The sequence below is a fragment of the Paenibacillus dendritiformis genome, from assembly GCF_021654795.1.
In the GTDB taxonomy this organism is placed as follows: Bacteria; Bacillota; Bacilli; order Paenibacillales; family Paenibacillaceae; genus Paenibacillus_B.
Genome location: NZ_AP025344.1, coordinates 2321153 through 2334716, shown reverse-complemented (window position 1 = coordinate 2334716; position 13564 = coordinate 2321153). Strand labels below are relative to the sequence as shown.

Below are 13564 nucleotides of genomic sequence, written 5' to 3'. Positions count from 1 at the left end.
TGGAATGGCAAGGGCCATCCCAAGCTCCGCTTTCCGGGAATATGCCTGCCGCTTCTCGAAGCGCCCGGTCAGAACAGTGACAGCTGATTGCTCTCCGGCAGTCCGCGGAAGCAGCCCATCTGGCTCAACAGCTCGACGATCGTTTTCGTCGCCTTGGAGCGGTTCTGGAAGTCTTCGACGGACAAGAATTCTCCCGCTTCGCGGGAAGCCGCAATATTGCGGGCCGCATTCTCGCCGATACCCTGCACGGCCGAAAAAGGAGGGATGAGCGCGCCATCGTCCACCTGGAATCGGGTCGCGTCGGACCGGTACAGATCGATCGGCTTGAACGTGAACCCGCGGGCGGTCATTTCGAGCGCCATCTCCAGAATCGATACCATGCTTTTCTCCTTCGTCGTGGCCTGGAATCCCTTCGCTTCGATCTCGCTAATCTTGCGGTTGATCGCATCATAGCCCTGGCAGCACAGCTCGATATCGAAGTCTTCCGCGCGCACCGTGAAGTAAGTCGCATAGAATTCAATCGGATGGTAGAGCTTGAAATACGCGGTCCGCACCGCCGAGATAACATACGCCGCGGCGTGGGCTTTCGGGAACATGTACTGGATCTTGAGACAGGAATCAATATACCATTGCGGCACGTTGCACCGCTTCATCTCTTCGATCCATTCCGGAGTGAGCCCTTTCCCTTTCCGCACGCTCTCGGTGATTTTGAAGGCGAGGCCGGCGTCCATTCCCGCCTTGTAGATCAAGTACAGCATAATCTCGTCCCGGCACCCGATGACCGTCTTGATGGTGCAGACCCCGTTCTTGATGAGCTCCTGCGCATTGCCAAGCCATACGCCCGTGCCATGGGACAAGCCCGAGATTTGCAGCAAATCCGCGAAGGAAGAAGGCTGGGCTTCCACGAGCATCTGCCGGACGAAGCGCGTTCCCATCTCGGGAATCCCGTAGGTGGCGACCGGCGTGCGAATCTGCTCCGGCGTGACGCCCAGCGCTTCCGTCGAATTGAACAAGCTCATCACCTTCGGATCGTTCATCGGTATCGTCGTCGGATCGACGCCCGTCAGATCCTGCAGCATCCGCATCATCGTCGGATCATCGTGTCCGAGAATATCAAGCTTGAGCAGGTTCGCGTCGAAGGCGTGATAATCGAAATGCGTCGTCTTCCATTCAGCCGACGTATCGTCCGCCGGATATTGGACCGGCGTGATATCTTCGACTTCCATGTAATCCGGAACGACAACGATCCCGCCCGGATGCTGGCCGGTGCTCCGCTTCACCCCGGTACAGCCGGCAGCAAGCCGGTTAAGCTCGGCGCCCCGCCACGACTTCCCGTGCGATTCCTCATATTTCTTGGCGAAGCCGAACGCCGTCTTCTCCGCCACCGTTCCAATCGTCCCTGCGCGGAAGACGCTCTTCTCGCCGAACATAATCTTCGTGAAGTTATGGGCATGCGGCTGATACTCCCCGGAGAAGTTCAGGTCGATATCGGGAACTTTATCGCCCTTGAAGCCGAGGAACGTCTCGAACGGGATGTCCTGGCCTTCGCCCTTCAGCATCTGGCCGCATTGCGGGCACGGCTTGTCCGGAAGATCGAAGCCGCTCGGCACGCTTCCGTCCGTAATCCACTCGCTGTGCTTGCATTCCGGATTTTTGCATATATAATGCGGCGGCAGCGGGTTGACCTCGGATATGCCGAGGAAGGTCGCGACGACCGATGAGCCGACCGACCCCCGGGAACCGACGAGATAGCCGTCTTCATTCGATTTTTTGACGAGCCGCTCGGAGATCAGATAGTTGGCGGAGAAGCCGTATTTAATAATCGGCTCCAGTTCCTTCTCCAGCCGCTTGACGACGATATCCGGCAGCGGGGTGCCGTAGATCTCTTCCGCCGTCCGGTAGCAGGTCGTCCGAATCTCTTCGTCTGCCCCTTCGATAATCGGCGTGAACAGCTTGTCCGGGAACAGAACCAGTTCCTCGAACCGATCCGCGAGCTCATTCGTATTGCGGACGACGACATCGTAGGCCGTCTCTTTGCCGAGGAACTCGAATTCCTGCAGCATTTCCGTCGTCGTGCGGAAATGGGCATCCGGCTTTCGCATATCCTTGAGCGGGCTGAAGCCCGTGATGCCGTGAATGGTGATGTCGCGGAACAGCTTGTCTCTTGGGTGGAGATAGTGCGCGTTGCCCGTGGCGACGACAGGCTTGTTCAGCTTTTCCCCGATCCGGACAATTTTGCGCAGCGCTTCCTCGATGTGCTGCTTGGAGGCGACGAGTCCCTTTTCCACCAAATGCATATACATCGTCAGCGGCTGAATCTCCAGCACATCGTAAAACTCCGCCACCTGCTCGGCCTCTTCGATCGATTTGTTGAGCACCGTCTCGAAAAACTCGCCCTTCTCGCAGCCCGACATCAGCAGCAGCCCTTCCCGCATCTCCACGAGCTTGCTCTTCGGAATGCAGGCGACCCGATTGAAGTATTCGGTATGAGACAGCGAGACCAGCTTGTACAAATTTTTCTTGCCGACGCCGTTCAACGCGTAAATATTGCAGTGGAACGGCCGCGCGTTCTTGAGGTTCTGACCCACGTAATCATTCAAGCGGTCGAGCATGTCAATGCCGTAAATCGCCTGCGCGTCCTTGAGCAAGCCGTTCAAAATGCCGAAGAGCGCAATCGTGTCGTCAATGGCGCGGTGATGGTTTTCCAGCGACACCTTGTATTTATCCGCCAGCGTATTCAGGCGGTGGTTCTTCAGCGTCGGGTGGATTAGCCGGGCCAGCTCCAGCGTATCGATGACCGGATTGGTCAGTTCCGGCATGCCCAGCTTTTTCAGATTGTACTGCACATACCCGACATCGAATCTCGCATTATGCGCGACAAGGATCGCATCGCCGACGAATTCCGTGAACTCGCGCAGCACCTGATCGATTTCGGGAGCGTCCTTCACCATCTCATCCGTAATATTCGTGAGCTGCTGAATATGGTACGGAATCGGCTCATGCGGATTGACGAAGCTGGCGTACCGATCGATCTCCTTGCCGTCCTGCATTTTGACGCCTGCGATCTCCGTCATCTTCGTATTCGTGACCGACAGACCGGTCGTCTCGATATCGAACACGACATAGGTCGCTTCCTTCAGGTTGCGCGGCTCGGCGTTCATGACCACTTCCAGATCGTCGTTGATAACGTTCGCTTCCAGGCCGTAGATCATTTTCAAGCCATGCTTCTTGGCCGCCTTGGCCGCTTCCGGATAGCATTGCACGTTAGCGTGATCCGTGACCGCGATCGCTTTATGCCCCCATTTGGCCGCCTGCTTGATGTAGGCGTCAATCGGCGCCACCGCATCCATCGTGCTCATCGTGGAATGGAGATGGAATTCGACCCGTTTCTCCTCGGCCGTATCCTGCCGCTCCGCAGGGGGCGTGATCTCGTTCAGATCCGAAGGAATCATCACGAGCTCCGGCACCATCATGAAGCGATCATACTCCACGCGTCCGCGCGCCTTCACCCACTTGCCGTTGGCGATGAGGCTAAGCATGGCAAGGTCCTCTTTCGTCTTCGCGAACATCTTCATCATGAGCGAATCGGTGAAGTCCGTCACATTGAACGTGAACAGCGTGCTGCCGTTCCGCAGCTCCTTCATTTCCAATCCGAAGACGGTTCCCTGGATCGTGATCCGCTTCTCCTCATCCTGAATATCCATAATCGGCGTCGCATCGTCCTTGATATCGTAGCCGACATGGAGACGTTCCGGCGCTTCCCCGGGAGCGGCCGCTTCGGCGGCCTCTCGTTCGGCTTCCACCATCATCTGCTGGACAACCTGCCGCTCTTCCTCAATAAGCTTGGCCTGGAAGGCCTCATAGGCATCCGCGTCGAAGCTGCCTTTCTGCATCGCGAAGCGCAGGGATCGGGAGAAATACGTCTGGAAAAATTGAACGGCATAACTGTCGATCTGCTTCTTCTTGGCAAGCTCCAATGTCGTCGCTTCGGCCAGCGCCAGCTTGACCAGATCGCCTTCCACATCGACCTTGGCGCGATGCAGCCAGCCGTTGACGGAAGCCACTTCTCGCTTCACCCATTCGACGAACAGCCCCCAATAGGAATCGACGATCTCCGCGTTGCTCACATTTTCATCGTAATGAAAAATAATACGGATCTTGGCAATATGGGACAGCTTCTCCTGCACGCGGAGACAAAAGGTGCGGTACGCCTCCGCCGGCGCTACCGACGCCTTCCCGATATGGATCGTCCATTCCCGATTGGAACGGCTGCATTCCACCCGTTCGATTCTGGCGTCATGATAGCTTCCTTCCGCCAGCTCCGCAGGAATGCCCGCCTGCTTCATTAATAATTCGAATCGCATTCTGTTATCCGACATGCCGATTATTCCACCCCCATGACAACCGGTTGTATCGGTTCGTAATCTTGCTGAATATAGAACGGACTGTACCGCTTCGTGATCAAACTCGGACTTTATAAACTACCACTTCTAAAAAGAAAAGCTTCCTGCACTCGAGCCATCGTCCGGTGTTCCGTTGGATGTTCCCGCGGAGGAAGCTTCCTTCTCATTCATTCCGCAACCCGGCGGCCGGGCACGGCCGTATTGCCGGACCCCTGCCGAATGACAAGGGCTGCGCGGCACACGGATCTGCCCTGCTTAATACGCGCGGGCGAACACGACAGTGTGTTTCGCCTCTTCTCCGCATACGAGGCAGGTTTTCTTGCTCTCTTGCGCCGCGAACGGGATATTGCGGCTTGTGGCGCCGGTCTCGTCCTTGACATGCTTCTCGCAGGCTTCCGAGCCGCACCAGCCGGCGAGCGTGAAGCCGCGCTTCTCTTCCATCAGCGCCTTCATCTCGTCGATCGTGTCGACCGAATAGAAGTGGTCGTCGCGGAACCGGCGCGCACGATCGTACATCTCCCGGTGCACGTCATCCAGCATCCGCTTCACTTCTTCGGCCAGCTTGCTCTGCTCCACGATCCGCTTCTCGCCGGATACGCGCGACACGAGCACGCACACGCCGTTCTCCATATCCCGCGGTCCGATCTCAAGCCGGACCGGAACGCCGCGCATTTCATATTCATTGAACTTCCAGCCCGGGCTGATATCGCTTCGGTCGTCCATCCGGACGCGGATGCCGGCCCGCTTCAATTCCGCGAACAGCTCATCGGCTCGTCCGACGACTTGATCGCGCATCTTCGCCGGACCGATCGGGATCATGATGACTTGGGTCGGAGCAACCTTCGGCGGCAGGACGAGTCCCCGATCGTCCCCATGCACCATAATGAGCGATCCGATAAGCCGGGTGCTTACGCCCCATGATGTCGTATGCGCATATTCAAGTTCGTTCTCCCGCCCCAGGAATTGAATCTCGAAGGCGACGGAGAAGTTGGTGCCCAAATAGTGGGATGTCCCCGCCTGAACGGCGCGCCCGTCCTTCATCATCGCTTCGATGGAGAAGGTATCCACCGCGCCGGCGAATTTCTCGGACGGCGTCTTCTGGCCTTCGATTACCGGAATCGCCAAGAAATCCTCGACGAACTCGCGGTAGATCGTAAGCATGCGCATCGTCTCTTCGCGCGCTTCTGCTTCGGTCTCATGCGCCGTATGGCCCTCCTGCCACAGAAATTCGCTCGTACGCAAAAACGGAAGCGTTCTTTTCTCCCAGCGGACGACGTTCGCCCATTGGTTGATGAGCACCGGGAGATCCCGGTACGATTGGATCCACTTCGCATACATGTGCCCGATCATCGTCTCGGACGTCGGGCGGATGGCCAGCTTCTCTTCCAGCGGCTCGCCGCCTGCTTCCGTTACCCATGGAAGCTCCGGATTGAACCCTTCGACATGCTCCTTTTCCTTCTGGAAAAAGCTCTCGGGAATGAAGAGCGGGAAATACGCGTTGCGGTGTCCCGTCTCCTTGAAGCGGCGATCCAGCTCGTCCTTGATATGCTCCCAAATCTCGTAGCCGTCCGGGCGGAAGACGATGCAGCCGCGCACTGGCGAATAATCCATCAGCTCCGCTTTTTTGATAACGTCAATATACCAACGGGAAAAGTCCTCCTGCTGGGGCGTAATTTCCGTAACGAACTGCTTCTCTTTCGACATAACCGTTAAAATCCTCCCGAAGACACAACCCCATCGCCCATGATGTTGCGAATAATGATCGTGCCGATAGTCAACCTTTTACTAATCGCAAAATATCGTTGTAGGTCACCGCCAGCATCAGCAGCATCAGCATGGCGAAGCCGACAAAGTGGACCATGCTCTCCCGGTTCGGATCGACGGGCTTGCCGCGCAGTCCTTCAATGCCAAGAAAGACGAGGCGGCTTCCGTCCAATGCCGGAATGGGAAGCAGGTTGAATATGCCCAGATACAGGCTAAGTATAGCGGTCCATAACGTGAGCTGGCCAATCCCCTGCTTGGCGAATTGTCCCGTCACTTCGAACGTCCGCACCGGTCCGCCCAGATCATCCAGACTGAACTGGCCAAAAATCAGCATGCGGAATCCTTCAAAAATGCGCTGTGTCGTATCGACCATGGATATGCCCGCATATTTGACCGTCTCTCCGATTGAGGCGCTGCGGGTCGGGAATACCGGCACGATGCCGACCTTGCCGCCTTCCTGGCCTTCCACCTTCACCGGCGTCAGCCGGACAGTGAACCGTTCTTCTCCCCGGACAATCGTCATCTCCACCGGCTTGCCTTCCGATTTCTCGATGATGTCGATCATCTTGTCCCGGTTGCCGCCGACGGCGAAATCATTCACCTTCTCAATAATATCGCCCTTCTGCAAATTCGCTTCCGCCGCAGGCATATTCGGTGTCACGTCGCCAATCTTGACATAAGACGGGTTCTCGACGGGCATGCCGACCATCTGTATGTAGGCTCCGAACAGGATAAACGCCAGCACGAAGTTCATGAAAGGGCCGGCGAAAATCGCCAGCGCGCGCTGTCCGACCGTCTTGCTGCCGAATTGGCGGTGGTAAGGCGCAATTTGCGTGTCCTCGCCCTTCACAATCATCTTCGCTTGCGGATGAACGTCATAGGTCACTTCCTCCCCTTCCACGTCCATCGTAAGCTTCAACGCATGCTCCAGATCGATCTCCTTCACTTCGCCGCGCACGACTTGCTTGCGCATATCCAGCTGATCCAAGTACAGCTTGGTGACTTGATTGTCCTTCAGCCGGACGGCAATCGTCTGCCCGGGCTGGATCTGCACCAGATCCGGATCTTCCCCCGCCATCCGGACGAAGCCGCCGACCGGCAGCAGCCGGAGCGTATAACGGGTCTCTCCGCGCGTATGGGAGAACACTTTCGGACCAAACCCGATGGCGAACTCTCGAACGAGAATGCCCGCACGTTTTGCAAAGATAAAATGTCCCCACTCGTGAATCGTCACGATGATGAAGAAGACAAGTATCGTCAATATCACAATCTGTACCATCTGCACGCGATGCATCCTCCTTTACGTTTCGGGTCGCGGTCTTGTCCTATAACGTATGTTCAAAAAGACCGGCTCTCGGCACCGAACTCGAAGAACGGACGTTTTGAACAACCTCTTATAGATTATCATTATTCTCCGATCCCGCACAAGAGAATCCACCGGCACCGTCAAGGCCGTAAAATTTGCCGCGCTTCCGCGCGTGCCCGCCGATCCGCTTCCTTAATCTCCTCAAGCGAAGGATGCGGGATGCGCTCATGTCCGGAAATGATCTCGTACACGATGCGCTCGATGTCGAGGAACTTGATCTCGCCCTCCCGGAAGCGCGCCACGGCCACTTCGTTCGCGGCATTGAACACGGTTGTCGCCGTTCCGCCGGCTCGTCCGCACTCATAGGCCCAACGCATCATCGGAAAGCGTTCCAAATCCATCTCCCGGAAATGAAGCTTGCCGATCTCGGCCAAATTAAGGCGGGCCGCAGGGCTGTCCAGACGCTTCGGATACGTCAGCGCGTATTGGATCGGAACCCGCATGTCGGGCACGCCCAACTGGGCGATGATGCTGCCGTCCACATATTCCACGAAGGAATGGATGATGCTCTCCGGATGAATCAGGACATGAATGCGGTCATACGGCACCCCGAACAGCCAGTGCGCCTCGATCACCTCCAGGCCCTTGTTGGCCATCGTCGCCGAGTCGACGGTCAGCTTCGCGCCCATCGACCAGTTCGGATGATTAAGCGCCTGCTCCAGCGTCACGTTCTCCAGCTCATCCCGCGAATAATCGCGGAAGCTGCCGCCGGAGGCCGTGACCGTAATCGAATGAACATCCGCGGCTGCTTCTCCGTTCAAGCATTGGAAGATGGCGGAATGCTCGCTGTCCACAGGCAGGATGCTCACGCCCTTGTCCCCGGCCAGCTCGGTCACCAGGTGTCCGGCGGACACCAGCGTCTCCTTGTTCGCCAAGCCGATGTTCTTGCCTTCGGCGATCGCCGCCAAGGTGGAGTCCAGCCCGACGCTGCCGACAACCGCCGTAATGACGGTATCGGCTTCCGAGGCAGCCGCCGCTTCAATCAGGCCCTCGTCTCCGTAATAGAGCTCCGTTCCGGCGGGAAGATCATGGCGGATCCGCTCCGCCGTCTCCCGGTCTTGCACGGATACTTTGCGAGGCCGGAATTCGTTCGCCTGCTGAACGATGGCATCCGCATTCCGCCCCGCCGCCAAGGCTTCAACCTTGAACTCATCCGCATGATGGCGGACAACATCCAGCGTCTGTGTACCGATGGATCCCGTCGATCCTAGCACTGCAATCCGTTTCATTCCTGCACCTCATCTGCAATCAAATTTAATGTAAGCGCCCGTTCGTTGCCCGGACTGCCCGTCGACCTGCTATAACGTCAACAAGCCGATCAGATGAACGAACGGGAATACGACGATCCAGCTGTCGCAGCGATCCAGAATGCCGCCGTGCCCGGGCAGAATCGTGCCGGAATCCTTCACCCCGCGGACCCGCTTGTAGGCCGACTGGATCAGATCGCCCAGCTGCCCGATGACAGCTGCCGAAGCCCCGATCGCAAGCGCCGTGCGCCAATCGAGAATATCCGGCCGCGCGAGGATGAACAGGAACGACACGATAATCGATGCCGCGATTCCGCCGAGCGCCCCTTCCACCGTCTTGTTCGGGCTGATGGCGGGCCACAGCTTATGCTTTCCTAGGGCTCGTCCCGTGAAATAAGCTCCGATATCGGAGGACCAGATGGCCGCGAAAAGCAGCAGCGTCCAGAACAGGCCCTCTTCCATCGAAGTGCGGGTCAGCATCATATATTTAAATCCGATGCCGATATAGAAAGCCCCAAGCCACATTTGGGCGGCGTTCTCGATCGGCACCCGGTTTTTGGTCAAAACTGTCATGCACAGCAGGATGAACATGCTGAACCATAGAAGCGTCTCGAACGAGACCGGCCATGAGATGGACCAGCGCTGCCAAGGCACAGCCACAGCAAGCAGCGCAGCATAGCCGATGATGGATGTGAGATCGAAGGGCCGGGAATGATGCATGCGGGCAAACTCGTAGTAGCCGATCAGGGCCAATGCGAGAAGAAGCAGCTCATACGGCATGCCGCCCATGACGCACAGTCCGCCGAATACGATACCGGCTGCAAGCCCCGTAACGATACGCTGTTTCATAACGAATGTTCCTCCAACTTATTGTAATCCGCCATATCTCCGGGTTCGGCGCTGGTACTCCAGCACGGCTTCCTTCAAATCCCGTTCCGTGAACTCCGGCCAGTACAAATCGGTAAACCACAACTCGCTGTAAGCCAGCTGCCACAGCATGAAATTGCTCAGCCGCAGTTCCCCGCTGGTGCGAATCAGCAGATCCGGATCCGGCAAGCTGCCGGACAACAGGTGATGATGGATCAGTTCCTCATCGATATCCTCCGGCCGCACCACGCCGGCTGCGACGTCCCGGGCAATCTCCCGGAAGCCTTCGATCAATTCCCGCTTCCCGCCGTAATTCAACGCAAAATTGAGTATGAGTCCCGTATTGTTCTTCGTTCTCTCCACGGCTTCTTCCATCGCCGCAAGCGTATGATTGGGAAGGCGGTCCCGATAGCCCATCATGCGCACCTGCACGTTCTTCTCCACCAGTTCATCGAGCTCGATGGCGAGGAACTCTTGGGGAAGCTTCATCAGAAAGTCCACTTCTTCTTTCGGGCGCACCCAGTTCTCTGTGGAAAAAGCGTACAGGGTCAGTATTTTGATTCCGATGTCATTGGCAGCGATGGTGGCGCGCTTCACCGCTTTCATCCCCGTATGGTGTCCCGCGACACGCGGCAATCCGCGGTTCTTGGCCCAACGTCCGTTGCCGTCCATAATAATCGCCACATGCTGCGGGATATTGTCCGGCAGCAGCTCAGGCCCCAGTCTATCCTTCCTGCGCTGCACCCACGCTTGGAATCGCTTAATCATTCGGTCTCCTCCAACCTGTTGATAAGAACCGGCACCGGAAAAAGACAATAAACCCCACCGTGCGGAGGGGCATAAAGATGTCGCACATTCGGTGCGCCTTCATTAGACTTCCATAATGTCTTTTTCTTTTGCTGCCAATACTTTATCGACTTCCGCGATATATTTGTCCGTCGTCTTCTGGATATCTTCCTGGTGACGGCGGGATTCATCTTCCGAAATATCGGTTTTTTCCAGCTTCTTGATGTCATCGTTCGCATCGCGGCGGATGTTCCGGATCGCTACCTTCGCGTCTTCGCCGAATTTCTTCGTCTGCTTCACCAGCTCCGCACGGCGTTCCTGCGTCAATGCCGGTATGGAGATGCGGATGATAGAGCCGTCATTGGCCGGCGTCAAGCCGAGATCCGACTTCATGATCGCGCGCTCGATCTCACCGAGCGAGCTTTTGTCCCAAGGCTGAATAACCAGCGTGCGCGGATCCGGCGTGCTGATGTTCGCCAATTGATTGAGCGGCGTCAGCGCTCCGTAATATTCGACTTGAATGCGGTCAAGCAGCGCTGCAGAAGCGCGTCCGGCGCGCAGCGTAGCCAGATCTCGCTTCAAAGCCGCAATTGCCTTTTCCATACGTTCTTCTGCGTGTTTTTTTACCGATTGTGGCACTAGTCTACACTCCCTTTTACAATGGTTCCAATCTTCTCACCGAGCACGACTCGCTTGATGTTGCCGTTCTCAGTCATCGCAAACACAATGAGTGGAATGTTGTTGTCCATGCAAAGTGAAGAAGCGGTCGAGTCCATGACGCCCAGATTGCGGTTCAGCACTTCCATGTAAGTCAATTGCTCGAATTTCTCCGCGGTCTCGTCTTTGAACGGATCGGCAGAGTACACGCCATCAACCTTGTTCTTCGCCATAAGGATGACATCGGCTTCTATCTCTGCCGCACGCAAAGCTGCTGTCGTATCCGTCGAGAAGAACGGATTCCCGGTTCCTGCCGCAAAAATGACGACGCGCCCTTTCTCCAAGTGGCGGATGGCCCGGCGCCGGATATAAGGTTCAGCGATCTGCTGCATGGCAATCGAAGTCTGCACGCGTGTCGGCACGCCGATTTGTTCGAGCGCATCCTGCAAGGCAAGTGCGTTCATAACCGTGGCAAGCATCCCCATGTAGTCAGCCGTGCCGCGGTCAATCCCTTTTTCGCTGCCTGCGATGCCGCGCCAAATGTTGCCCCCGCCGCATACGATGGCAACCTCAACGCCAAGCTCCACAACTTCCTTCACCTGTTCTGCAATGGAATTGATGACGCCGGATTCGATCCCGTAGCCTGCCTGACCTGCCAGCGATTCCCCGCTTACTTTTAGCACGATGCGTTTAAAAACCGGTTCTTTCAATGTTTACCCTCCACTTTTGACAACGTGCTAAAAAAGAAGGAACACTATGTGTTCCATCTTTTCCAGCGCGTCTGTTGATTGCTAGCAGCTTATGAACTGAAGCGCCCTGTGGCCCGTATTACTTCAAGTTCGCTTGCGCCATTACTTCTTCAACAAAGTTATCTTCTTTTTTCTCCAAGCCTTCGCCCAGCTCGTAACGAACGAAGCGGCGGATCGAAATGTTCTCGCCGATCGCTGCGATTTTTTCGTTCAGCAGCGTTTCGATTGTCTTGTCCGGATCTTTGATGAAGGATTGCTCCATCAAGCAGAACTCTTCAAAGTACTTGTTGATGCGTCCTTCAACCATTTTTTCAACGATTTTTTCAGGCTTGCCTTCGTTCAGCGCTTGCGCCTTCAAAATTTCTTTTTCTTTCTCGATCTCTTCTTGAGGCACTTCTTCGCGGCGAACGAATTTCGGAGAAGCCGCCGCGATTTGCATCGCGATATCGCGCGCGAATTCCTTGAATTGATCGGTCTTCGCGACGAAGTCCGTCTCGCAGTTGATCTCTACCAATACGCCGATGCGTCCGCCGGCATGGATGTAGGATTCAACGACGCCTTCCGTAGCTACGCGGCCCGCTTTTTTCGCCGCTGCCGCCAAGCCTTTCTCGCGAAGCAATTCAGCCGCTTTTTCCAGGTCGCCGTTCGCTTCCTCCAACGCTTTTTTGCAATCCAGCATACCTGCGCCTGTTTTTTCACGCAATTCTTTAACTGCACTTGCACTAACTGCCATGTCCAATTCCCTCCATCATTTAGATATGCCCCAGCGCGATGCCGGGCGGATTCAAGCTATCGTACAGCTTAAAAAAAGGGCGGTGAGAGGTGAACCACCTGCCAACCACCCTTATTTGTTCATCCAAATGTAAGCCGCTGTATTACGCGGATGTTTCTTCGCCTTGATGCGCTTCGACAATAGCGTCTGCCATCTTCGAAGTGAGCAGCTTGACTGCGCGGATCGCATCGTCGTTACCAGGGATAACGTAATCGATTTCGTCCGGATCGCAGTTCGTGTCAACGATACCTACGATTGGGATGCCCAATTTGCGAGCTTCCGCCACCGCGATGCGCTCTTTGCGAGGATCGATGACGAACAATGCGCTTGGCAAGCCCTTCATGTTTTTGATGCCGCCCAAGAATTTCTCGAGGCGCTCTTGCTCTTTGCGGAGCAAGATAACTTCTTTCTTAGGAAGCACTTCGAATGTGCCGTCTTGCTCCATCGCTTCCAGCTGCTTCAGGCGATCGATGCGCTTCTGAATCGTCTGGAAGTTCGTGAGCGTGCCGCCCAACCAGCGTTGGTTGATGTAGAACATTCCGCAGCGCTCTGCTTCTTCCTTGACGGAATCTTGAGCTTGCTTCTTCGTGCCGACGAACAGGATTGTCCCGTTCTCAGCCGCGAGGGATTTTACGAAGTTGTAAGCTTCCTCGACTTTTTTCACTGTCTTTTGCAGGTCGATAATGTAAATGCCGTTACGTTCGGTGAAGATATATTTGTCCATTTTCGGGTTCCAACGACGAGTCTGGTGACCGAAGTGTACCCCAGCTTCCAAAAGCTGCTTCATGGAGATAACTGCCATCTTCACTGCACCTCCCAATATGGTTATTTGTCCTCCGCCGATGTCATCTTCCTCCAAGACTCTATCCGGTGAGACAGAGCACCCTTGCAGAAATTGATCGGCGTGTGTTCTTAACACCGTCAATTAATATACCATAATGACCCATGAGTTG

Annotated in this window: 10 protein-coding genes; all 10 read right to left on the bottom strand. The window is 55.9% G+C overall.

What is annotated here, in order from left to right; all coding sequences use genetic code 11:
- Positions 1-68 precede the first annotated feature (68 nt).
- The 10 genes from L6439_RS10170 to rpsB all read right to left on the bottom strand — a co-directional run bounded on the left by L6439_RS10170 (position 69) and on the right by rpsB (position 13413).
- On the bottom strand, positions 69-4379 hold the full coding sequence (locus L6439_RS10170; protein ID WP_420540579.1) for a PolC-type DNA polymerase III: 4311 nt from the start codon (positions 4377-4379) through the stop codon (positions 69-71).
- Positions 4380-4658: 279 nt separating this feature from the next.
- Entirely contained in the window at positions 4659-6107 is a 1449-nt protein-coding gene (proS, locus tag L6439_RS10165; protein WP_213469628.1) for a proline--tRNA ligase, read from the bottom strand.
- Positions 6108-6177: 70 nt separating this feature from the next.
- Positions 6178-7452, bottom strand: coding sequence for an RIP metalloprotease RseP (rseP, locus tag L6439_RS10160; protein WP_213469627.1), 1275 nt, complete (start codon positions 7450-7452; stop codon positions 6178-6180).
- 161 nt (positions 7453-7613) lie between these two features.
- On the bottom strand, positions 7614-8762 hold the full coding sequence (locus L6439_RS10155; protein ID WP_168181000.1) for a 1-deoxy-D-xylulose-5-phosphate reductoisomerase: 1149 nt from the start codon (positions 8760-8762) through the stop codon (positions 7614-7616).
- A 69-nt stretch (positions 8763-8831) separates the two neighbouring features.
- The gene (locus L6439_RS10150) at positions 8832-9629 is read right to left on the bottom strand and encodes a phosphatidate cytidylyltransferase (protein ID WP_168180999.1); all 798 of its coding nucleotides are present in this window, start codon (positions 9627-9629) and stop codon (positions 8832-8834) included.
- Between the two features lie 18 nt (positions 9630-9647).
- A complete protein-coding gene (locus L6439_RS10145) occupies positions 9648-10415 on the bottom strand; it encodes an undecaprenyl pyrophosphate synthase (RefSeq protein ID WP_168180998.1) in 768 nt (255 codons plus the stop codon).
- A gap of 102 nt (positions 10416-10517) precedes the next feature.
- Positions 10518-11072 (bottom strand): ribosome recycling factor, encoded by a 555-nt coding sequence (frr, locus tag L6439_RS10140; RefSeq protein ID WP_168180997.1) that lies wholly within the window; start codon positions 11070-11072, stop codon positions 10518-10520.
- Complete coding sequence (pyrH, locus tag L6439_RS10135) at positions 11072-11800, bottom strand: UMP kinase (protein WP_133380667.1); 729 nt, start codon at positions 11798-11800, stop codon at positions 11072-11074. Before pyrH ends, frr begins: the two co-directional genes overlap by 1 nt.
- A gap of 118 nt (positions 11801-11918) precedes the next feature.
- Positions 11919-12572, bottom strand: coding sequence for a translation elongation factor Ts (gene tsf, locus L6439_RS10130; RefSeq protein ID WP_168180996.1), 654 nt, complete (start codon positions 12570-12572; stop codon positions 11919-11921).
- A gap of 142 nt (positions 12573-12714) precedes the next feature.
- Complete coding sequence (rpsB, locus tag L6439_RS10125) at positions 12715-13413, bottom strand: 30S ribosomal protein S2 (RefSeq protein ID WP_168180995.1); 699 nt, start codon at positions 13411-13413, stop codon at positions 12715-12717.
- Positions 13414-13564: the final 151 nt, after the last annotated feature.